Origin of the sequence: Microcella flavibacter, assembly GCF_012530535.1 — a bacterium.
Taxonomy (GTDB): Bacteria; Actinomycetota; Actinomycetes; order Actinomycetales; family Microbacteriaceae; genus Microcella; species Microcella flavibacter.
Genome location: NZ_CP051299.1, coordinates 784,322 through 806,033, shown reverse-complemented (window position 1 = coordinate 806,033; position 21,712 = coordinate 784,322). Strand labels below are relative to the sequence as shown.

Annotated in this window: 18 protein-coding genes; 11 read left to right on the top strand and 7 right to left on the bottom strand. The window is 74.0% G+C overall.

Annotated elements, in window-relative coordinates; all coding sequences use genetic code 11:
- Positions 1 to 49 precede the first annotated feature (49 nt).
- Positions 50 to 763, top strand: coding sequence for a type 1 glutamine amidotransferase (locus HGB54_RS03815; protein WP_168915278.1), 714 nt, complete (start codon positions 50 to 52; stop codon positions 761 to 763).
- A gap of 40 nt (positions 764 to 803) precedes the next feature.
- On the opposite strand, the gene HGB54_RS03810 is transcribed toward HGB54_RS03815, so the two are convergent.
- Both HGB54_RS03810 and HGB54_RS03805 read right to left on the bottom strand, forming a co-directional pair.
- Entirely contained in the window at positions 804 to 1,811 is a 1,008-nt protein-coding gene (locus HGB54_RS03810) for an NAD(P)-dependent alcohol dehydrogenase (protein WP_168915277.1), read from the bottom strand.
- A 542-nt stretch (positions 1,812 to 2,353) separates the two neighbouring features.
- Positions 2,354 to 3,592 (bottom strand): cytochrome P450, encoded by a 1,239-nt coding sequence (locus tag HGB54_RS03805; protein WP_168915276.1) that lies wholly within the window; start codon positions 3,590 to 3,592, stop codon positions 2,354 to 2,356.
- 105 nt (positions 3,593 to 3,697) lie between these two features.
- Between HGB54_RS03805 and HGB54_RS03800 the strand changes: the two genes are divergently transcribed.
- From HGB54_RS03800 to HGB54_RS03775, 6 genes are all read left to right on the top strand, one after another.
- Complete coding sequence (locus HGB54_RS03800; RefSeq protein WP_168915275.1) at positions 3,698 to 4,198, top strand: MarR family winged helix-turn-helix transcriptional regulator; 501 nt, start codon at positions 3,698 to 3,700, stop codon at positions 4,196 to 4,198.
- A gap of 99 nt (positions 4,199 to 4,297) precedes the next feature.
- Positions 4,298 to 5,788 carry an aldehyde dehydrogenase family protein gene (locus HGB54_RS03795; RefSeq protein ID WP_228545924.1) on the top strand — a complete coding sequence of 497 codons (1,491 nt, stop codon included), beginning with the start codon at positions 4,298 to 4,300 and terminating at the stop codon, positions 5,786 to 5,788.
- Between the two features lie 3 nt (positions 5,789 to 5,791).
- Positions 5,792 to 6,724 (top strand): DODA-type extradiol aromatic ring-opening family dioxygenase, encoded by a 933-nt coding sequence (locus HGB54_RS03790; protein ID WP_168915273.1) that lies wholly within the window; start codon positions 5,792 to 5,794, stop codon positions 6,722 to 6,724.
- Positions 6,721 to 7,602: a fumarylacetoacetate hydrolase family protein gene (locus HGB54_RS03785; RefSeq protein ID WP_168915272.1), complete on the top strand. Its 882-nt coding sequence runs from the start codon at positions 6,721 to 6,723 to the stop codon at positions 7,600 to 7,602. Before HGB54_RS03790 ends, HGB54_RS03785 begins: the two co-directional genes overlap by 4 nt.
- Positions 7,599 to 7,793, top strand: a complete 195-nt coding sequence (locus HGB54_RS03780) for a ferredoxin (protein WP_168915271.1) — start codon at positions 7,599 to 7,601, stop codon at positions 7,791 to 7,793. The genes HGB54_RS03785 and HGB54_RS03780 overlap by 4 nt, the downstream gene beginning before the upstream one ends.
- A 2-nt stretch (positions 7,794 to 7,795) precedes the next feature.
- Positions 7,796 to 9,106, top strand: coding sequence for an NAD(P)/FAD-dependent oxidoreductase (locus HGB54_RS03775; protein ID WP_168915270.1), 1,311 nt, complete (start codon positions 7,796 to 7,798; stop codon positions 9,104 to 9,106).
- Here the strand turns inward: HGB54_RS03775 and HGB54_RS03770 are convergent.
- Both HGB54_RS03770 and HGB54_RS03765 read right to left on the bottom strand, forming a co-directional pair.
- Positions 9,103 to 12,528 carry an ATP-dependent helicase gene (locus tag HGB54_RS03770; protein ID WP_228545923.1) on the bottom strand — a complete coding sequence of 1,142 codons (3,426 nt, stop codon included), beginning with the start codon at positions 12,526 to 12,528 and terminating at the stop codon, positions 9,103 to 9,105. The genes HGB54_RS03775 and HGB54_RS03770 overlap by 4 nt on opposite strands.
- Positions 12,525 to 15,737, bottom strand: coding sequence for a UrvD/REP family ATP-dependent DNA helicase (locus HGB54_RS03765; RefSeq protein WP_168915269.1), 3,213 nt, complete (start codon positions 15,735 to 15,737; stop codon positions 12,525 to 12,527). Before HGB54_RS03765 ends, HGB54_RS03770 begins: the two co-directional genes overlap by 4 nt.
- Positions 15,738 to 15,863: 126 nt before the next feature.
- Here HGB54_RS03765 and HGB54_RS03760 point away from each other — a divergent pair, with 126 nt between their 5' ends.
- The gene (locus HGB54_RS03760; protein WP_168915268.1) at positions 15,864 to 16,085 is read left to right on the top strand and encodes a DUF3107 domain-containing protein; all 222 of its coding nucleotides are present in this window, start codon (positions 15,864 to 15,866) and stop codon (positions 16,083 to 16,085) included.
- Between the two features lie 16 nt (positions 16,086 to 16,101).
- A complete protein-coding gene (locus HGB54_RS03755) occupies positions 16,102 to 16,428 on the top strand; it encodes a hypothetical protein (protein ID WP_168915267.1) in 327 nt (108 codons plus the stop codon).
- A 30-nt stretch (positions 16,429 to 16,458) separates the two neighbouring features.
- Here HGB54_RS03755 and HGB54_RS03750 read toward each other — a convergent pair whose 3' ends face one another.
- Positions 16,459 to 16,746 (bottom strand): hypothetical protein, encoded by a 288-nt coding sequence (locus HGB54_RS03750; protein ID WP_168915266.1) that lies wholly within the window; start codon positions 16,744 to 16,746, stop codon positions 16,459 to 16,461.
- A 29-nt stretch (positions 16,747 to 16,775) separates the two neighbouring features.
- Positions 16,776 to 17,489 carry a ferritin-like fold-containing protein gene (locus HGB54_RS03745; RefSeq protein ID WP_168915265.1) on the bottom strand — a complete coding sequence of 238 codons (714 nt, stop codon included), beginning with the start codon at positions 17,487 to 17,489 and terminating at the stop codon, positions 16,776 to 16,778.
- A 125-nt stretch (positions 17,490 to 17,614) separates the two neighbouring features.
- Here HGB54_RS03745 and HGB54_RS03740 point away from each other — a divergent pair, with 125 nt between their 5' ends.
- Both HGB54_RS03740 and HGB54_RS03735 read left to right on the top strand, forming a co-directional pair.
- The gene (locus tag HGB54_RS03740; RefSeq protein WP_168915264.1) at positions 17,615 to 19,081 is read left to right on the top strand and encodes a DEAD/DEAH box helicase; all 1,467 of its coding nucleotides are present in this window, start codon (positions 17,615 to 17,617) and stop codon (positions 19,079 to 19,081) included.
- A 148-nt stretch (positions 19,082 to 19,229) separates the two neighbouring features.
- Positions 19,230 to 20,744 carry an MDR family MFS transporter gene (locus tag HGB54_RS03735; RefSeq protein WP_228545922.1) on the top strand — a complete coding sequence of 505 codons (1,515 nt, stop codon included), beginning with the start codon at positions 19,230 to 19,232 and terminating at the stop codon, positions 20,742 to 20,744.
- A gap of 66 nt (positions 20,745 to 20,810) precedes the next feature.
- On the opposite strand, the gene HGB54_RS03730 is transcribed toward HGB54_RS03735, so the two are convergent.
- Positions 20,811 to 21,662: a PHP domain-containing protein gene (locus HGB54_RS03730; RefSeq protein WP_168915263.1), complete on the bottom strand. Its 852-nt coding sequence runs from the start codon at positions 21,660 to 21,662 to the stop codon at positions 20,811 to 20,813.
- Between the last annotated feature and the right edge of the window lie 50 nt (positions 21,663 to 21,712).

The window sequence follows — 21,712 nt, the reverse complement described above, 5'->3', positions numbered from 1 at the left end:
TCAAACGATACTGTAGGGCACCCGCCGCGTCGACGAGGAGGTCGCCATCATGAGGGCATTGTTCGTTCAGCACGACCACGTGAGCCCGCTCGGGCCGGTGGGCGAGCGCTTCGCGCACCACGGTATCGAGATCGAGACGATGCAGGTGGTGCCCGCGTCGTCGTTCCGGCGGCCGGACGTAGCGGCCGACTTCCCCTCGCTCGACGGTTTCGACGTCGTCGTGCCGCTCGGCGCGCCGTGGGGCGCCTGGGACGACGCGCGCATCGGCACGTGGCTGCTGCCCGAGATCGACTGGCTGCGCCGCGCCCACTCCGGCGGGATGCCCGTCCTCGGCATCTGCTTCGGCGGCCAGCTGCTCGCCCGCGCGCTCGGCGGGGGCGTCGCCCCCGCGCCGGCCTCCGAGATCGGATGGCACGCGGTCTGGAGCGACGAGCCCGAGCTCGTCGGCGAGGGCCCCTGGTTCCAGTTCCACTACGACCGCTGGTCGCTGCCGCCCGGAGCGCGCGAGATCGCCCGCAACCCCGCCGCCTCCCAGGCCTTCGTCATCGGGCGCTCGCTCGCGGTGCAGTTCCACCCCGAGCTCGATGCGGCCGGGCTGGTCGGATGGCTCGAGGAGGGCGGCGAGCGCCAGGTGCGCGCCGCGGGGCTCGACCCCGACGTGATGCTCGCGCAGACGCGCGCGGCCGAGCCGGCGGCACTGGCGCGGACGCATGCGCTCGTCGACGCGTTCCTGCGCGACGTGGCCGGGGTGCTGCCGGGCTGAGGGGCGGCGCGCGGGTGCTCGCGGCGCCGGCCGCTCCGGCTCAGGGGGCGGCGAGGTCGACGATGATCTTGCCGCGCGCGTGCCCGGTCTCGCTGAGCGCCACGGCCTCCGCGATGCGCTCGAGGGGCAGCACCTCGCCGACGACCGTGCGCAGCGCGCCCGTCGCCAGCAGCTCGGCGAGCATCCCGAGGTCATCGCGGTCGCGGCGGGCCAGGATGCTCGCGAACGTCCGTCGGGAGAACCGATCGCGCACGGCGAGCGCCGCGACCGACACGAGCGGGCCGAGCCACTGGCCGCGCGGGGCGCCGCAGGCGACGAGCGCGCCCGTCGGCGTGAGCAGCCGGGCGAGCTCGCCCAGGGGCCGCGCACCGGCGAGCTCGAGCACGAGGTCATAGCGGCGCAGGCCGTCGTCGAGCGCGGTGGTCGTGTAGTCGATGAGCTCGTCGGCGCCGATGCGCTCGGCGAGTACGAGGTTGCGCGTGCTGGTGACGGCGGTGACGTGCGCGCCGAAGAGCTTGGCGAGCTGCACCGCGTACGTGCCCACTCCCCCGGTGGCGCCGATGATCAGGATGCGCGGGGGCATCGGCTCGACCTCGCCGGGGCGCCACGTGCGCGGGCCGGTGAGCCCGCCGCGCCGCAGCGCCTGCAGGGCGGTGATCGCCGCGACGCCCGCGCCGGCGGCCTCGTGCGCGCCGAAGCCGGGCGGACGGCGGACGAGTCCGCGCGCGCTGACGACCGCGAGGTCGCTCCACGCGCCGACCCCGAAGCCCATGACCTCGTCGCCGACGCGCAGGTCGTCGACGTCGGGGCCGAGGGCCTCGATCGTTCCGGCGAGGTCGCTGCCGCGAGCCGGGGTTCTCGGGCGGCGCAGGCCCGAGCCGATCCGCACGAGGTAGGGCCGGCCGCGCAGCTCGTGCCAGTCGAGCGGGTTCACCGAGCTGGCGGCGACGCGCACGAGCACCTGGCCCGCTGCGGGAACCGGCGCGGGGGCATCCACGAGGCGCAGCGCGTCGGGGCCGCCGTAGCGGGTCGCGATGACCGAGCGCATGGCCGCTCCCCTCCCGGCGCCCGGGGCCGGGCACGCTGCCAGGATGCTCGACCGCGGCCGCGCTGTCGAGCGGGGCGCGCCCGTGCCCGCGGGGGGAAGGTCGCGCGGGCGCGCGTCCGTCGCGGCGCGCGAGCTCGCCGCCCACGCTCGGCAGGCGGCCGCGATCGGACGGACGGAGGGTGCACGCGCGAGGCTCACGCCTCGATGCGGAAGACGAGGAGGCCAGTCCTCGCCCCGTGCTCCTTCCACAACTGCGGATCGGGTGAGGTCGATTCACCCGATCCGCAGTTGTGGAAGGCCGAGTAGAGAGGACTCTGACCGTTGACGTTCCGCATGGTGGAGCCTCGATCGGCGTCGTCGGCAGGCTCTCGAGCCCCTCGCCGTCATCGCCCGCGCACCGAGCCCGCGGCGAACCTGTAGTGGCCGGCCGGCGAGGGCGGGCGCAGGCGGGCACGGTCGGCCTCGGGCGGCGGCTCGGGCGGGCGGCGGCTCGGGCGGGCGCCGGCCCGTGCGGGCGCGCGGCCCGCGCCGAGCATCCCGGATCAGACGACGCGGACGGGCATGCGCTTGATGCCGTGCACGAAGTTCGAGCGCAGGTAGTCGATGTCTCCGGTGCGCTCGAGCACGACGTCGCGGGTCAGCAGGTCCTCGAACATGATGCGCAGCTCGATGCGGGCGAGCGCGTTGCCGAGGCACATGTGCGGGCCGCCCCGGCCGAACGACATGTGCTCGTTCGGGGTGCGGGTCACGTCGAAGCGGTACGGGTCGGCGAAGACGGCGTCGTCGCGGTTGCCCGAGGCGAACCAGGTGACGACCTTCTCGCCCTTCCTGATCGGCGTGCCCGAGAACTCCACATCGGCCGTCGCCGTGCGCCGGAAGTGGTACACCGGCGAGGCGAAGCGCAGGAACTCCTCGACCGCCCACGGGATGAGCGAGGGGTCGTTCTTGAGCAGGGCGAGCTGCTCGGGATTGTTCAGCAGGTTGCTCATCGTGTGCGTGATCGTGTGCCGCGTGGTCTCGTTGCCGGCGACGACGAGCAGCAGGAAGTTCGTGTTGAAGTCGCGCTCGCTCAGCGGCACGCCGTCGCCCGGCACGCCGTTCGCGAGCAGGGAGACCAGATCGGTGCCGCCCTTGCCCGCGCGCTCGGCCTTGAGGTGCTTGCCGTACTCGTAGACCTCGAGCGCCGCCGGCGAGCGGAACGGCACGTGCCGGTACGCCTCGCTGTCGGCCGAGCCGATCAGCACATCGGTGTGCTCAGGATCGGTGTTGCCGACCATGCGGTTGCCCCACTCGATCAGCCGGCCCGTGTCGCTGTCGGGCACGTCGAGGATGCGCGCCAGCACCCGGATCGGGAAGTCGGCGCTCACCTCCTCCACGAAGTCGAACTCGCCCTTCGCGAGCGCCGCGTCGAGGGTGCGCGCCGTGATGCCGCGCAGGAAGGTCTCGTACTTCGCCACCGCCTGCGGCGTGAACTCGCCCTGCAGCATCCGGCGCATCGCCCGGTGCCGCAGCCCGTCGGTCTCGAGCATCGAGCGCCGCATCTCCTCCTGCTCGGCGTCGACCTCCTCGAGGTTCGTGAATCGCTCGGAGGTGAACGTCGCCGGATCCCGCAGCACGCGCACGACGTCGTGGTACCGGGTCACCGAGTGGAAGCCGCTGTTCGGCGCCTCCTCCTCCGAGAAGTGCAGACCGGGGGTCGCGCGCAGCTCCTCGAAGACCTGCCACGGCGCTCCGTGCGCGAACAGGTCGAGGTCGGCGAGGGTGAGCGTGGAGACCGCCATGGGAGCGCCTGCTTTCGTAGGAAGCGAATTGTTCGGATACTAACGAACGGGAGCGCGGCGCGCATCCCGCCGTGATGGGATTGGATGGCCACGAAGGGGGACGCCATGCCGAGTCCGCACACGCTCGCCGAGACCGAGCAGCAGATCGCCGAGAAGCTCGGCGCGCTGCCCATCGACTTCGAGGCGATGGCCGTGGTGTCGAACCTGTTCCGCGCCGCCAACGCCACGCGCAACTACCTCGAGCGCACCGTGCTCTCGCACAGCGGCCTCTCCTGGACGGCCTTCGTCGTGCTCTGGGTCACCTGGATCTGGGAGCCCATCGAGACCCGCCAGATCGCCGAGGAGGGCGGCTTCTCGAAGGCGACCCTCACGGGCGTGCTCGGCACGCTCGAGACGAAGGGCCTGCTCGTGCGCGAGCGCAGCACCAAGGACGGCCGCCTCGTCTCGGTGAGCATGACCGACGAGGGCCGCGCGCTCATGCAGACGCTCTTCCCCGAGTTCAACGCGCACGAGAAGCAGGTGGCGGGCGGCGTCGAGGACGGCCGGCGCGCCGCCCTCGCCGACATGCTGCGCCAGATCACGATCGCGACCGAGAAGACGCGCTGAGGGGTTCGGGATGCTCCTGCCGGGCATCCCGGACCGCCCCCGCCCTGTCGCCCGCGCCCCGACTCGGCTAGCATCGTCGCACCAGTCATTCGTACCCGAATGACCGACTGCGAAGGAGCAGCCCCCGTGCACCAGGTGCAACTCGCCGGCCTCACCGTCGACACGCGGCACGCGATCGGCGGCGAGCGCGTCTCCTCGCCCGAGACCTTCGAGAGCGTCTCCCCCATCGACGGCGCGGTGCTCGCGCACGTGGCCCGCGGCGGGGCCGCCGAGGTCGATGCGGCCGTCGCCGCCGCCCGCGCCGCCTTCCCCGCCTGGCGCGACCTCGGCCCGCGCGGCCGCGGGGAGATCCTGCACCGGCTCGCCGGCCTCGTCGAGCGCGACCTCGAGCCGCTCGCCCAGCTCGAGACCCTCGACAACGGTGCCCTGCTGCGCTCGCACCGCCGCGGCGTCATGCCGCGCGTCGCCCACAACCTGCGCTTCTTCGCCGACTGGGCGGTGGACGAGCTGCACCACGCGCCCTTCGAGACGCGCGGGCACACCAACACGATCTCGTGGGACCCGTCCGGCGTCGCCGCGCTCATCACGCCGTGGAACGCGCCGCTCATGCTCGCCACCTGGAAGATCGGGCCCGCGCTCGCCGCGGGCGACACCGTCGTGCTGAAGCCCGCGGAGTGGACGCCGCTCAGCGCGAGCTACTTCGCCGACCTCGCCGCCGAGGCCGGCGTTCCGGCGGGCGTCTTCAACGTCGTGCAGGGCTACGGCGCGGAGGCGGGCGCGGCCCTCGTCGCGCATCCCGGCATCGCCCGCATCTCGTTCACCGGCTCGGTGCCGACGGCGAAGTCGATCGCCCGGGCCGCCGCCGACAACCTCACGCCGGTGAGCTTCGAGCTCGGCGGCAAGAGTCCGCTCATCGTCACCGACGACGCCGACCTCGACCTCGCCGTCGAGCTCGCCGTCGAGCAGTACGACAACGCCGGGCAGGTGTGCCTCTCGGGCACGCGACTGCTCGTGCACGAGGCCGTCGCCGAGGAGTTCGCCGCAGGCTTCGCGGCCGCCGCCGCGCAGCTGCGGCAGGGCGACCCGCGCGAGGAGGCGACGCAGATCGGCCCGCAGATCCACCGCGTGCACCTCGACCGCGTCGCGGGCTTCGTGGAGCGCGCGACCGCCGAGGGCGCGCGCATCGTCGTCGGCGGCGGGGCGAACGACGAGCTCGGCGGGCTGTACTTCCGGCCCACGCTGCTCGCCGACGCCGCGCCCGGCAGCGAGATCCTCACGGCCGAGGTCTTCGGGCCCGTCCTGACGATGCAGACCTTCGCCTCCGACGAGGAGGCCGTCGAGCTCGCGAACGGCACCGACTTCGGGCTCGCCGCCGTCGTCGTGTGCGGCGACCGCGCGCGCGCGGAGCGACTGACGAAGAACCTCGTCGCCGGCACGATCTGGGTCAACTGCTTCTTCGTGCGCGACCTGCGCGCGCCCTTCGGCGGCAGCAAGAAGAGCGGGGTGGGCCGCGAGGGCGGCACCTGGTCATTCGACTTCTACGCCGACGTCAAGAACACCGTCTACGCACCCTCCGGGTGGAAGGAGTAAGTCATGGGAAAGGTCGTCGGCGCCGCGATGCTCGCGCACGTGCCCACCATCATGCTGCCGCAGGACGTGCGGTACGACATCAACGAGGGGCGCGAGATCTCGCTCGTGCCGGGCCTCAAGCGGTTCCGCGAGGAGGTCATGGAGACCCTCGACTACGACACCGTCGTCGTGCTCGACTCGCACTGGGCCACGACCGTCGAGTTCGTCATCTCGGCCCAGGCCGAGCGCAGCGGGCTGTTCACGAGCGAGGAGCTGCCGCGCGGAATGTCGCAGATCCCCTACGCGTTCCGCGGCGACCCCGAGCTCGCCAACGCCGTCGCCGACTACGACGAGAAGAACGGCACCTGGGTCACGCCCATCAGCGACCCGCACCTGCCGATCTTCTACGCCACCGTCAACCTCTGGCACTACCTCGGCCGCGGCCTCGACAAGCGCTGGGTGAGCCTCTCGGTCTGCCAGACGGCGACGACCGAGGACTTCCTGCGCGCCGGCCGCGCGCTCGGCGAGGCCATCCGCGACAGCGACCGCAAGGTGCTGCTGCTCGCCTCGGGCGCGCTCTCGCACACCTTCTACACGCTCCGCGAGCTGCGCCAGCACGAGTCGAGCGATCCCTCGCACATCTTCAGCCCCGAGGCGCGGGCCGCCGACCTCGAGCGCATCGAGTGGATGAAGCAGGGAGATCACGCGCGCATCCTCGAGACCATGCCCGAGTTCAAGAAGGTGAAGCCCGAGGCGAACTTCAGCCACTGGCTGCAGATGGCCGGCGCGACCGGCGAGGAGGCGAACACCGCCCGCGGGGTGCTGTACTCCGAGTACGAGAACTCGATCGGCACCGGGCAGGTGCACGTGTACTTCCCGGAGCCGGAGGGCGGGTTCCCGCTGCCGAAGGACCTGACGCTCTCGCGCGACGATTCCGTCGAGGCGGGCGCGGCGTGACCGAGTACCGCCGCATCCTGCTCGGCGGCGCGCCCGTGCAGGTGGTGCGCGACGGCGACGTGCTGCGGGCATCCGACGGCCGTGAGATCGCGATCGAGGATGCGCAGCACCTCGCCCCGGCCGAGCCGACGAAGATCCTCGCCGTTCACCTCAACTACGCGAGCCGCACCGAGGAGTTCATGACGAAGCTCCCGGCCGCGCCCACCTACTTCCACAAGCCGATCACGGCGCTCAACAGCCACGGCGGCGACATCGTGCGCCCCGCCGGCTGCAAGTGGCTCAACTACGAGGGCGAGATCGTCGCCGTCATCGGCCGCGTCTGCCGCAACGTCTCCCCCGCCGAGGCCGGCGACTACATCGCCGGCTACACGGTCGGCAACGATTACGGGCTGCACGACTTCCGCGACACCGACGCGGGCTCGATGCTGCGGGTCAAGGGCAGCGACACGCTCGCGCCCGTGGGGCCGGGGCTCGTCACCGATTGGGATTTCCGCGGCAAGAGCATCCGCACGATCGTCAACGGCGAGGTGAAGCAGGAGGATTCCACCGCGAACATGGAGTGGGACATGCACTACCTCGTCGCCGACCTCGCCCGCACGATCACCCTCGTGCCCGGCGACATGATCTTCACGGGCACGCCCGCGAACTCCCGGCCCGTCTACCCTGGAGACGTGGTCGAGGTCGAGGTCGAGGGCCTCGGCCGACTGCGCAACACCATCGTCGAGGGGCCGACGCCCGTCCGCGCCGACGTGGGCGCCCAGCCCACCGAGAGCGAGGAGGTCGTCTCCACCGCGCTCGGCGGCGACTGGGAGTTCCGCGGCATCCGCACCCCCTCGAAAGACCTCTACCCGTCCCAGATCGAGGAGCAGCCCCGATGATCAAGATCGACGTCGACATGAAGAAGTGCCAGCACTACGGGCAGTGCGTCTTCGAGGCGCCCGAGGTGTTTCAGCTCGACGGCGACGACAAGCTGCAGTACCAGGCCGAGGCGCCCGACGAGATGCTCGCCGACCTCGAGGCCGCGGTCGACGTGTGCCCGATGCAGGCCATCACCGTCCAGCAGCAGTAGCGATGGCGGCCACCGAGGCGCTGCCGGCCACCGGCGCCGGCGCGCTCATCGTCGGCGCGTCCATGGCCGGCCTGCGCTCGGCCGAGTCGCTGCGCCGGCACGGGTTCACCGGGCCGATCCGCGTGCTCGGGGCCGAGCAGCACGCCCCGTACAACCGCCCGCCGCTCTCGAAGGAGCTGCTGTCGACCGAGGGCCAGGGGCACGCGGACGTCGCCTTCCCCCTGCGGGCCAGCCTCGGCGAGGTCGAATGGATGCTCGGCCGCCACGCGACCGCGCTCGACCCGCACGCCCGCACCGTCACCGACGACACGGGCGCCGTCCACGCGTTCGACGGGCTCGTGATCGCGACCGGACTGCGGCCGAAGCCGCTGCCGATCGACTCGCACGGCCTCGGCGGCATCCACCGCCTGCGCACGGTCGACGACGCGGTCGGCCTGCGGGACGCCCTACGGCCGGGCGCGAACGTCGTCATCCTCGGCTCGGGCTTCATCGGGTGCGAGATCGCCGCGACGGCGGCGAAGCGCGGCTGCCGGGTGTCGATCGTCTCGCAGAGCGCGATCCCGCTCGAGCGCGCGGTGGGCCCGCTGCTCGGCGCCGAGGTGCTGCGCCGGCATCAGGCGAACGGGGTGACCTTCTTCCCCCGCGCCTCGCTGTTCTCGCTCGTCGGAGACCCCGACGTCGAGCGGGTCGTGCTCGACACCGGCGTGATGCTCGAGTGCGATGTGCTCGTCGTCGCAGTGGGCAGCGATCCGAACACGGAGTGGCTGACCGGTTCGGGGCTCGACGTCGCCGACGGCGTGCTCGTGAACGGCGCCCTGCAGGCGATCACGACGGAGGCCGCCGCCCTGCCGCACGTGCTCGCCGCGGGCGATGTGGCGCGCTACGCCAACCCGCTGTTCGACGAGGTGCCCCGCCGCGTCGAGCACTGGAACCTGCCCACCGAGACCGGCAAGCGGGCGGGCCAGGTTCTCGCGGCGCAGCTCGCGGGCGATCCCGCGGTCGCGGCCGAGGTCGCAACGCGGCCGTTCGCCCCGCTGCCCTCGTTCTGGAGCGACCAGTACGACATGCACCTGCTCGCCTTCGGCATGACCTATCTCGCCGACCGCAGCGAGCTCGTCGCCGGCGCGCTCGACGACGAGGGGGTCGTGGAGTACTTCCGGGGCGATCAGCTCGTCGGGGTGTGCGGGCTCGGGATGCGCTCGGTCGTGCAGTCGTACCGGTCGCGGTTCGCGGCCTCGGCGGCGCCCGCAGGAACGGCACCGGCGGCATCCGCACCGTCCGCCTCTCCGGCCGCTAGCGCCCCGGCCCCCTAGCCCGCTCCGGCCGGGCCGATCGACGCGCGCCACAGCCGCCGCAGCTCGGCCTCGTCGGGCAGCGCGGTCGGGCGCAGCACCTCGTCGTCGGCGACGAAGTAGAAGACCGCGTCGACACTCTCGAGGGGCAGGCCGCGCCAGCGCGCGTAGGCGAGCCGGTAGAGGGCGAGCTGCAGCTCCTTCGCCCGGCGGTCGTCGGCGTCGCGGGGGGCGCGCCCGGTCTTCCAGTCCACGATCTCGACGCGGTCGGCAGCGCCGTCCACCGCGTAGACGGCGTCGATCTTGCAGACGAGGATGCGCCCCTCCATGACGAGGTGCAGCTCGCGCTCCACGTCGAGCGGCGTGCGGTGGGCCCACGGCGAGGCCGCGAAGGTCTGCTGCAGCTGCTCGAGCCGCTCGCGCTCGACGGCCTCGCCGCCGCCCTCCTCGAGCGCGTCGAGGTCGAGGGTGAGCCCGTCGATCGCCTCGGCGGCGGTCGCGAGCCCGTAGGTCTGCTCGACCCAGCGGTGGAAGATCGTGCCGAGCCGGGTCGCCCGGTACGGCCGCTGCGGCAGCGGGCGGCGCAGCCGCTCGGCCGTCGCCTCCGGCTCGGTGACGAAGTCCTTCACGGCCGAGGCGGGCACCCGGGCCGGGATGCGCACGCGCCCCGCCCGACTCTCGCGCGCGGCGCGCTCGGCGAGCAGCAGGGTGATGTCGTCGTCCCAGACGCTGCCCCGGCTCGCGTCGGCAGCGCGCACGCGGTCGGCGCCGCGCAGCACGCGCACGCGACGGCTCGTCTTCGGGTCGGAGCCGAAGGGGTCGCCCGGCCACCACGCCTCATCGCCCTCGTCGACGACGAGCGGGTTCGTCTCGTTCTCGGGCGCCTCCGGGGGCGCCGGCGACAGGATGCCTCGCTCGAGCAGCGGCAGCAGGAACGGGCTCGGCCCCCGCGCCTTGGTCTGCCGCGACCAGAACGAGCCGGTCAGCAGCAGGCGATGGCGGGCGCGCGTGACGGCGACGTAGGCGAGCCGGCGCTCCTCCTTCTCGAGGTGCACCCCGACCGCGGCCGTGAAGTCGTCGCGCCGCTCGAGCAGCTCCTTGCGCGTCTCCGCGCCGCGCCAGTCGAAGTGCGGCAGCTCGTCGGCATCGCCGCGCAGCGGATACGGCAGCACCCCGAGGCTGAGCCAGCCGGTGGTGCCGCCGAGCGGCTTCGACGGCAGCTCGTCGGCGACGACGCGCGGAACGACGACGTGATCCCACTCGAGCCCCTTCGAGCCGTGCACGGTGAGCACCTGCACGGTGCCGGGCTCGGGCTCCTCGCTGCGGGGCGAGAGGTTGTCGCGCCACTCGGCCTCGCGCAGCCAGCCGAGGAACCCCGCGAGCGTCGCCTGCTCGGCGAGCCCGAGGTAGCCGTCGAGCGCGTCGAGGAACGCCTCGCGCGGGGCCTCGCGCAGCACGCGGGCTGGGTTGGCGACGACCTCGATGTCGAGCTGCAGCTCGTGCTCGACGGCCGCGACGAGGTCGGGCAGGGCGAGGGCCGTGCGGGTGCGCAGCCGGGCGAAGAGCGCCCCGGCCTCGCGCAGCCGCGCGCGGCCGGCCGCGCTGAAGCGCTCGAGCTGGCTGTGCCCCTCGCGCGCGGTGGCGACGAAGTCGAGCGCGTCGACGATCGACAGACCCTCGGAGGGGGCGACCGAGTCGCGCATGCGCGCGACGACCTCGTCGGAGAACCGCCGCTGCGAGAGGTCGCGCTCGCGCAGCCAGGAGGCGATGCCGCGCAGCCCCTCGAGGTCGGCGAGCCCGATGCGCCAGCGCGGCCCGGCGAGCAGCCGCACGAGCTCGGTGCCCGAGGAGGGGTCGGCGACGACGGAGAGCGCGCTGACGAGGTCGGCGATCTCGGGCTCCTCCAGCAGCCCGCCGATGCCGAGCACGTGCACCGGCACCTCGTGACGCCGCAGCGCCGCGAGGAACACCGGCTGCGTCGAGCGGTTGCGCATGAGCAGGGCGGCGCTCGGCCGTAGCGGGCGGCCCTCGGCGTCGACCGCGCCGGGGGCGGCGCCGATCGCGCCCTCGGCGAGCCGGGCCGCGAACCAGCGGGCGACCGCGTCGGCCTCGTCCTCGACGTGCTCGAGCCAGGCGAGGTCCACGGGATGCTCGCTCGCGGTCGGCCCGGCCGCGAGCCGCGCGACCGCGGCCCCGCCGACCACCCCGGCCCGCGCGCTGAGCGGCTCGACGAGCGCGTTCGCGACGTCGAGGATGCGCGTGCCGTTGCGCCACGAGGTGCTCAGGGAGTACCGGGCGACGCTGGGCGCCGTGCCGGCGGACGGTGTGCCGGCGGACGCGGCGCCGGCGGACCCTGCACCGGCGGACGCCGGCGGCGGAGCATCCCCCGCCCCGGACGGTTCGGCGGCGCCGACGGCGAAGCGCCGCGCGAAGTCGTCGAGGTTGGAGGCGCTCGCACCGCGCCAGCCGTAGATGGACTGGTGCGGGTCGCCGACGGCCATGACGGGCGTGCCGCCGAAGAGCGCGGAGAGCAGGCGCGTCTGGGCGACGTTCGTGTCCTGGTACTCGTCGAGCAGCACGACGCGGTACCGCTCGCGCAGCCCGTGCCCGACGCCGTCGTGGCGCTGCACGATCTCGAGCGCGAGCCCCACCTGGTCGGCGAACTCGACGAGTCCGTCGCGCTGCTTGAGCCGCTGGAACCGCTCGACGAGGTCGGCCACGGGCAGGCTCGCGCCGATCTCGGCCGCGAGCTTCTCGACGTCGGCGTAGGCCCCGCGGCCGCCGGGCGGCAGCTCGGCGAGCCCCGCCACCTCGCGGGCGAGAGCGCGCAGGTCGTCGAGGTCGGCGACGTGCTCGGCGAGTCCGTGCGCCAGGCCGAGCACGGCGCGGGTGATGCGGTCGACGGGCTTGTCGAGCGCGCCGAGCCGGTCGTCGGTGCTGCTCGTCACGATCTCGCGCGCGAGCTGCCACGCGCTCGCCTCGCCGAGCACGACGCCCTCCGGGTCGCGCCCGATGAGCACGGCGTGGTCGCGGTAGAGGGTGGAGGCGAAGGCGTTGTAGGTGCTCACCGCGGGCTGGGTGAAGGCGTCGACGAGCGGCGGCGCGCCGTCGCCCCGTGCCATCAGCGGGCTGCGACCGAGCGCGTCGAGCCGCGAGCGGATGCGGTGCGCGAGCTCGCCCGCGGCCTTTCGGGTGAAGGTGAGGCCGAGCACCTCGTCGGGCCGCACGAACTCGTTGGCGACGAGCCACAGCACGCGCGCGGCCATCGTCTCGGTCTTGCCCGAGCCGGCGCCGGCGACGACGAGGGCGGGTTCGAGGGGAGCCTCGATGACCGCGCGCTGCTCGGGCGTCGGGCGGTGCTGCCCGACGGCGTCGGCGATCGCGTCGGCGCTGATGCGGGGCATCCGCCCCGGGCGCGGCGGGATGCCCGCCCGCGCGCTCATCGCTCCCCCGTGATCGGCGGCACGCGGTGCAGCCGATGCCGCAGTGCCGCGAAGTCGAATCGCCCGATGGCGCGGGGGCCGGAGAGCTCCGCCACCGCGACGGCCGCCACGGCCTGCCGCAGCCGCAGTCGGAACGCCTCGAGCCCCTCCTCGTCGAGCACCGGCTGCGTCGCCTCGCGGTAGTTCTTGCCGCGCACGCCCTCGCGCACGAACAGCAGTCGAGCGCCCTCGGCGTGGTGCGGGCCGAGGGGGTCGAGCAGCTCGTCGAAGGCGCCGTCGGCGTAGGCGAGCTGGTACGCGCCGAGCTGCGCGTTGGCCTTCGCCCCGGCGTCGGTGACGGGGCGGCCGGTCTTCAAGTCGATGATGCGCACCCCGCCGTCGACGGAGCGCTCGATGCGGTCGACGCTGCCGCTCAGCCGGGCACGGTCGACGAGCACGGCGAAGCGCTCCTCCGCGGCGACGCGCTCGCGCCCCTCGATCGCGGCGTCACGCAGGTACTCGGCGACGCCCTCGGCGTAGCGGCGCGCGAGCCGGCGCTGCTGCGCGGCGAGCCAGGGCGACTCGAAGACGAGCTCGGCCCAGCGCGCCTCGATCGCGGCCCAGACCGCGTCGACGTCGGGATCGTCGAGGGTCTCCATCGCGCCGTGCACGATCGTGCCGATGCCCATGACGGCGCTCGTCTCCTCGGGGGCGATCCGGTCGAGGAACCAGTCCAGCGGCGAGGTCTCGATCGCCTCGAGCTTCGACGGCGAGAGGGTCACGTGCTCGTCGTCGGTGAAGAGCGGCGCCGTGGTCGAGGGCTCGAGCAGCCCCCACCACTCGTCGGGGCTCGCCCCGGCGACCCCCTCGTCGGCGAGCCGGCGCAGGGCGACGGCGGCCTCGGCGCGCGCCGTCTCGCTCGAGGCGGGGTCGGTGAGGATGCGCCGCAGCTGGCCGACGAGCCGCCGCAGCGAGCGGGGTCGGCCGCGCCGGGTCGAGCCGGCGGCCGGCTCTCCCGCGGCCTGGCTGACGTGCTCCCACAGCGCGCTCGGCTGCTCGTCCTCGCCCGCCGTCGCGGTGACGATGAGCTGGCGGCGCGCGCGGGAGGCGGCGAGCACGAACATGCGCAGCTCGTCGTCGAGCACGAGCCGGCGCTCGTCGAGGTCGGCGACGGGCAGCCCCCGCGCGACCCGGCTGAGCAGCGGGGCGCCGAGGAGGGTGCCGCGCACGCGCAGATTGGGCCAGACGCCCTCGGTGAGCCCGGCGACGACGACCACGTCGACTTCGAGCCCCGCGGCGGACGCGGGCGTGGTGATGAGCACCGACTCCTCGGTGCGGACGGGCTGCAGCAGGTCATCGGCGACGTCGCTGTCGAGCACGCGGGCGAGGAAGGTCTCGACGGTCGCCTCGGGCACGGTGTCGACGATGGTCGTCGCCGCGGTGAACACGGCGACGACGGCGTCGAGCGCGCGGTCGGCCTCGGCGGCGACGACGCCGCTGCCGGCGGAGGCCCGCGCCCACTCGGCGGCGAGCCGGGCGTCGTCCCACGCCGTCCAGAGCAGCTCGTCGACGGTCGACCCGGCCTCGTACGCGGCGCGGATGCGGGCGAGCGTGCGGGCCACGCGCGCGGCCCGCCGGGCGGTGCGGTGGTCGATCGTCTCGAGCCGGTCGGGGGCGGCGAGCGCCTCGACGAGCAGCTCGTCGGCGCCCCGGTCGCCCTCGCCGGCGAGCTCCTCGCCGCGCAGCGCGCGGCGCAGCCGGCGCAGGCCGATGCGGTCGAGGCCGCCGAGCGGCGAGAGCAGCAGCTCGGCCGCGGCCTCCGCGTCGAGCGGGGAGCGCCCGGTGCCGACGTCGACGAAGCGGATGAGCGCGCGGGCGGCGGGGTGCTCGCGCAGCGGTCGGCCGGCCGCGGTCGTGCGCACCGGCACCTCGGCCGCGGCGAGCGCGCGCGCGAGCAGCGGCACCTGCGCGCCCGTGCGCACGACGACCGCCATCGCCGACCACGGCACGCGATCGAGCAGGTGGCGCTCGCGCAGCAGGTCGGCGACGAGGGAGCGCTCGCGCGCCGGGCTCGGGGCAGCGACCGCGAGCAGCGCCCCCTCGGAGCGCACGAGTGCATCGGCCTCGCCGTGCGGATCGTCGAGCGGGTCGGCGCCGCGGCCGGGCACGGCCCGCCGCTGGCCGCCCGCGGCCGCCGTGCCGATGCGCGCGCTGAGCCCCGCGGTGAGCGCCCGCAGCGCGGGCCCCTGCCGGTGGGCGGTGCCGAGCACGAGGGTCGGGATGCGCGTCTCGAGCAGCGTGCCGAGCCGGGCCACGGCATCGGGTTCGGCGCCGCGGAAGGTGTTCGTGGCGACGTCGGGGTCGCCGAGCGCGATGACCGTCGCCCCGCGCGCGGCGAGCGCCGCGAGCAGCTCGAACCCGCTCGGCGTCGCATCGTGAGCGTCGTCGAGGATCACCAGCCGCGGCACGGCGGGCGCCCCCGGCGCCGGATCGCGCACGAGGCCGATCGCGGCGCGCACGAGCTCGGCCGGGTCGATCTGGTCGGCCCGGGCGCCGCCGAGCACGATGCGGTACTCGTCGACGAGGTCGGCGAGGGCCGCCCACGCGGGCTGGCCGTGCGCGCGGCCCTCCGACCGCAGCCGATCCGTGCTCCAGCCGTGCTCCGACACCCGGGCGATCGCGTCGCGCAGCTCGGTGCGGAACGCGCCGAGCGCCCGCACCTCCGGCCCGAGGTGATCGGGCCACGCCGGGCCCGTGCCGTCGAGCGCGTGGCCCGCCAGCAGTTCGGCGAGGTCGGCGTCCTGATCGGCGCCGGAGAGCAGGCGCGGGTCGGCCTGGCCGGTGAGCCGGGCATCCGCCGTGACGATCGCGTGGGCGTAGGAGGCGATCGACCGCGCGAGCGGCCCGGGCAGCACGGGCGCCGCGGCCTCGCCGCCCTGCGCGAGCCGCAGCGCGACCCGATCGCGCAGCACCGTCGCGCTGCGGCGCGAGGGCGTGAGCACGAGCACGCTCTCGGGCGGCCGCCCGTCGTCGAGGATCGCGGCGGCGACGAGCTCAAGCACCGTGCGGGTCTTGCCCGTGCCGGGAGCGCCGAGCACGACCGCGCCGGGCCCGCGCCGGGCACCCACCACCGCCTGCTGAGTCGCGTCGAGCGCGGGCGCGGCGAGCACCGCGGGGAGCGCGGCTGAGGGCACCGCGGGGAGCGCGGCGGCGGGCTCGGCGGGGGGCATGGCGATCACGGTACCGACGTGCGCCGACATCCCTCCGACGCCCGGCCGCAGCCGCCGCGCGAGCCCTCGATCCGCTCTCGGTGAACGCCGCGGATCGGCCTCCGGCGCCGGGGTACAGTGACACTCGTGGACATTCGCATCGGCATTCTCAACAGCCCCCGTGAGCTCTCCTTCGAGTCCTCGCAGCCCGCCGCCGAGATCGAGAAGGCGGTGGCCGCAGCCCTCGCCGACGGCTCCGTGCTCTCGCTCAGCGACGACAAGGGCAAGTCGTACATCGTGCCCGCCGCGGCCATCGGCTACGTCGAGATCGGCTCCGAGTCGGCGCGCCGCGTCGGCTTCGTCGGCTGACGCGGGCCGCACCGCCATGGAGCTGCTGTTCGTCACGGTCATCGGCGCGGCGCTCGGCCTCGCCGTGCGCTACATCGTGCCCGGTCGTGACACCCACGGGCTCCTCGTGACCACGATCGTCGGCGCCGCCGCCACCGCCACCACGTGGGTGCTGCTGCTGTGGCTCGGCCTGACCTTCGACGGCGGCTGGATCTGGGTCGCGAGCCTGATCATCGGCCCCGCCGTCGCCGCCGGCGTCGCCTGGATGCTGCACCGCCGCCGCGCGGACGCCGACGCCGCTCTGCTCCAGCGCCTCCTCGGCGCCCGCGACCGCGTCACGACCAGCTCGGCGACCGTCCACTAGAGCCGGATCGCCCCCGCGCCGGGAGCCGTGCTACAGCAGCGACGGCAGCGCGAACAGCGTCAGCACGCTCGCGATGATCGCGACGACGAGCAGCACGATCGAGCGGTCGCGATGCTTCACGATCGCGATCCAGGCGATGACGACGCCGACGACGGTGATGAGCAGCGCGGCCGCGTTGAGCAGCAGGAGCACGACGAACCCTCCGCTGCCGAGGATCGCGAGCAGCGGCGTGCTGATGACGCCGACGACGGCGCGCGCCGCGATCGACACGATGATCAGGATGAGCGCGGCGCGCCCCTGCGCGCTCTCGGGCTGCATCGGCCGGGGGCCGTCCCCTCCCCACGACATCAGGCGGTCAGCCCCAGCTTGTCCATGCGGCGCGTGTGCTCGGCGATGAGCTCGGTGAGCACGGGCTCGATCTGCTCCTCCTCGTCGCGGCCGTCGATCGTGACGGCGAGCGCCGAGCGGGCCTGCAGAATGGTGTCGCCGACCAGGCGGCGGCACCAGAGCGCGAGCCGGGAGGACAGCCGGGGGTTCGCCGCGATGGCGCGCTGCACGATGCGGTGCAGGGGGGCATCCAGCTCGCCGATGCGCAGCGCCTGCTCGACGCTCGCCCGCGCGTCCTTCGGCAGGCCGGCGGCGAGGCGCATCCAGAAGTCGGTGAGGAACCCGATCGTGACGTGGGCGCTCGCGACCTGCTCGTGCCAGTCGGCGCCCATCGTGCGGCGCTCGAACTCCTGCACGCCGTGCAGGTGCGGCTCCATGATCGACGAGCGGTCGAGCTTGCGGCGCTCCATCTCGGCGACGAGAGCCTCGTAGCGGCGCAGGGCCGTGCCGGCGACGACCGTGAGGGCGTCCTTATCGGCGATGCGGGGCGCGTTGGCGACCGCGTGGCTGAGCTGCTCGAAGAAGGTGAGGTGCAGCGCGGCGCAGTGCCCGAGGTACTGGTCGACGGGCGGCGTGAGGCGGTGCAGGTCGACCCGGGTGGCGGCCACGGCGGTGTCGCGCGGCGTCAGCGTGGGCGCTTTCACCCGCTGCGGGGACCGTCGGAACCATGCCACGGGCCTACTGTATGCGATGGATGCGCGGCCCTCCGGCGGCCGCTCGCGCGGGCCGCCCGCGCCTGCGGCCCCGCGGCGGCTAAACTGACGGGAATCCCATACCGCAGATAAGGCGAATCCTTCACGTGACTTTCACCGACCTGGGCATCGAGACCGATCTGGTCGATGCCCTCGCATCCCACGGCATCCTCTCGCCGTTCCCCATCCAAGAGCAGACGATCCCGCTCGCGCTGACCGGCCAGGACATCATCGGCCAGGCGAAGACCGGCACCGGCAAGACCTTCGGCTTCGGCCTGCCGCTCATCCAGCGGCTCGGCACCGACCCCGAGCCCGGCGTCAAGGCGCTCGTCGTCGTGCCGACGCGCGAGCTGTGCGTGCAGGTCACCGAAGACCTGGAGCTCGCCGCCAAGAACCGGCCGACGAAGATCGTCTCGATCTACGGCGGCAAGGCCTACGAGGGCCAGATCGAGCAGCTGAAGGCGGGCGCGCAGATCGTGGTCGGCACGCCCGGCCGGCTGCTCGACCTCGCCAGCCAGCGCCTGCTGAGCCTCGCCAACGTCGAGGTGATGGTGCTCGACGAGGCCGACAAGATGCTCGACCTGGGGTTCCTCAGCGACATCGAGCGGCTGTTCTCGCAGACGAAGCCGACGCGCCACACGATGCTGTTCTCGGCCACCATGCCGGGCCCGATCGTGGCCCTCGCGCGCCGCTTCATGACGCGCCCCATCCACATCCGCGCCACCGATCCCGACGAGGGCCTCACGCAGGCCAACATCGAGCACATCGTCTACCGGGCGCACGCGCTCGACAAGGACGAGGTCATCGGCCGCATCCTGCAGTCGGAGGGCCGCGGCAAGACCGTGATCTTCACGCGCACGAAGCGCGCGGCCGCGAAGATCGTCGAGGAGCTCACCGACCGCGGCTTCAGCGCCGGCGCCGTGCACGGCGACATGACGCAGGAGGCGCGCGAGCGCTCGATGGCGGCGTTCAAGGCCGGCAAGAAGGACATCCTCATCGCCACCGACGTGGCCGCCCGCGGCATCGACGTCAACGACGTCACCCACGTGATCAATCACACGGTGCCCGACGACCACGACGCCTACCTGCACCGCGTCGGCCGCACCGGCCGCGCGGGCAAGACCGGCATCGCGGTGACCTTCGTCGACTGGGCCGACATGCACAAGTGGGCGCTCATCAACAAGGCGCTCGAGATGAACATCCCCGAGCCCGTCGAGACCTACTCCTCCTCGCCGCACCTCTACACCGACCTCAACATCCCGGCCGGCATCAAGGGGCGCCTCAAGTCGACGCCCATCCCCAAGGTCGAGCGGGATGCCGCGCGCCCGCCGCGCGAGCGCACCCGCCGTGACGGTGCGGGCCGCAGCGGCGAGCGGTCGGGCGAGCGCTCGAGCGACCGCGGCGGCGAGCGCCGTGAGCGCGGAGCATCCACCGGCACCCCCTCGACCGACGGCACCGCCCCCGCCGCCGAGGGCGTCTCGACCGCGCCCCGTCGTCGTCGCCGTCGCCGCTCCGGCGGCTCGGGCGGCGCCGGTGCCGGCGGCCAGCAGAGCACGGCTCCCGCGGCCGACTGACTCCCGCGGAGCACCCGCTCCCGCACCTCGTCGTCGGCCCTCGGCGCATCGCGCGCCGGGGGCCGTCGTCGTCCCGCCGCCGACCGAGCCCGCTGCCGATCCCCCGCGCGTCGGGAATACTCGGAATCCTCAGGAGGTTCAGCCCGCTATGCCTCAGACTCCGCCCGCCCCGCACTCCCCCGCCGTCGACCTCTCCGGGCCGGAGCACAAGCGCAACATGGGCGTCATCCGCCTGCTGCTCGTCTCGGCCTTCGTCGTCATCCTCAACGAGACGCTCATGGGCAACGCGATCCCCCGCCTCATCGAGGATCTGGGCATCACCGCGACGGCCGCGCAGTGGCTGACGACCGCGTTCATGCTGACGCTCGCCGTCGTCATCCCCATCACCGGCTTCCTCATGCAGCGGTTCCCGACGCGCCCGATGTTCCTCGCGGCGATGAGCCTGTTCACGCTCGGCACCGTCATCGCCGCCGTCTCGCCCGGCTTCGAGCTGCTGCTCGTCGGCCGCGTCGTGCAGGCCAGCGGTACGGCGATCATGATGCCGCTGCTGTTCACCACCGTCTTCGCCCTCGTGCCGCCCGCCATCCGCGGCCGCGTCGTCGGCAACATCTCCATCGTCATCGCCGTGGCGCCGGCGCTCGGCCCGACCGTGTCCGGCGCGATCCTGCAGATCGCCGACTGGCGCTGGCTCTTCATCGTCATGGTGCCCTTCGCGATCGTCGCGCTCGCGCTCGGCGCCGCCCGCATCGTCAACGTGGGCGTCTACAAGCCCGGCCGGCTCGACGTGCTCTCGGTCGTCCTCTCCGCGCTCGGCTTCGGCGGCTTCGTCTACGGCCTCGCCCAGCTCGGCGAGGGCGGCGAGGGCGACGGCGGCAGCAGCATCCCGCTCATCGCCCTCATCGGCGGCGCCGCGATCATCGGCCTGTTCGTCTGGCGCCAGGTGCACCTCCAGCGCACCGACGCGGCCCTGCTCGACCTGCGCACCTTCGCCTCGCGGCAGTTCGCCCTGTCGATCGCGATCGTCACGATCGCCTCGATGGCCCTGTTCGGCGCCATCATCCTGCTGCCGCTCTACGTGCAGGAGGTGCTCGGCTACGACGCGCTCGCCGCGGGCCTCGCCATCCTGCCCGGGGCGCTCCTGCAGGGCATCCTCGCGCCGTTCATCGGCCGCCGCTACGACGCGGTCGGTCCGCGCGGCCTCGTGCCGCTCGGCTCGGTGCTGCTCATCGTGTCGCTCGCCGGCATGTCGATGTTCACCGAGGGCATGGCGCTGTGGCTCGTCACGGCCGCGCACATCGGCGTGAGCCTCGGCCTCGCGCTGCTGTTCACCCCGCTGCTCACCAACGGCCTCTCCTCGCTGCGGCCCGAGCTCAACGCGCACGGCAGCGCGATCGTCGGCACGATCCAGCAGGTGGCGGGGGCCGCGGGCATCGCCCTCTTCATCACCCTGTCGGCCGCCTTCGCCGGCCCCGCCGCCGAGGAGGGCGCCGCGATCACCGCGGAGGGCATCCGCGCCGCCTTCACCGTCGGCACCGGCATCGCGCTCATCACCCTGCCGCTCGTGCTCTTCGTGCGCCGCGTCACGGCGCCGAGCGCGGGCCCCGCGGCGGGTGCGGACTCGGACGCGGCGAGGGAGCAGCCGACGGCGCCGGTCGCGCACTAGCGCCCGGCCGCCCGCCGACGCGGCCCCTCGCGCCGGCAGGAGCGCGCGAGCGGCGCCCGGAGCAACCTAGTCGCGGACGGGCGCCGCGCCGCGCGTGCGCGCGATGAGGCGCTCGAGCGACTCGGGGCTCGTCGTGTTCTCGGCCAGCCGGTTCGGCTTGCCCTCGCCGTGGTAGTCGCTCGAGCCCGTCACAACGAGGTCGTAGCGCTGCGCCCACTTCTCGAGCAGTGCGCGGCCCTCCGGCGTGTTCTCGCGATGCCCGACCTCGAGCCCGGCGAGCCCCGCCTCGACCAGCTGCCGCAGCATGGGCTCGTCGATGACGGCCTCGCGCCCCCGGGTCGCCGGATGCGCGATGACGGGCGCCCCGCCCGCCTCGGCGATGAGCCGCACGCCGTCGAGCAGCGTCGGCGCCTCGTGCGGCAGGTAGTACCCGGCGCGGAAGTGCAGGATCGTCTCGAAGGCCTCGCTGCGCGTGCCGACGATGCCGCGGGCCACGAGCGCGTCGGCGATGTGCGGCCGGCCGATCGAGACGCCGCCCGACTGCGCCAGCACATCGCTCCAGGTCACGTCGTAGTCCTCGGCGATGCGCGTCACCATGCGCTCGGCGCGGTTGAGCCGGTCGTCGCGGATGCGCCCCGTCTCGGTCAGCAGCCGCTGGTCGTGCGGATCGAAGAGGTAGCCGAGCACGTGCACGCTGCGCCACTCGTGCCGCGTCGACAGCTCCATGCCGCGGATGATCTGCAGGCCCGTGCCGCGCGCCGCCGTGAGCGCCTCGTCCCAGCCCGCCGTCGAGTCGTGGTCGGTGATGGCCATGGTGTCGAGGCCCGCGGCGACCGCCGCGCGGACGAGCTGCGTCGGGGTCTCCGTGCCGTCGGAGACGCTGCTGTGGCAGTGCAGGTCGATGGCGGGCGCGGTCATGCCGTCAGCCTAGAGGCGAGGGGCTGGATGCCCGGCGCGGGCCGGCAGCG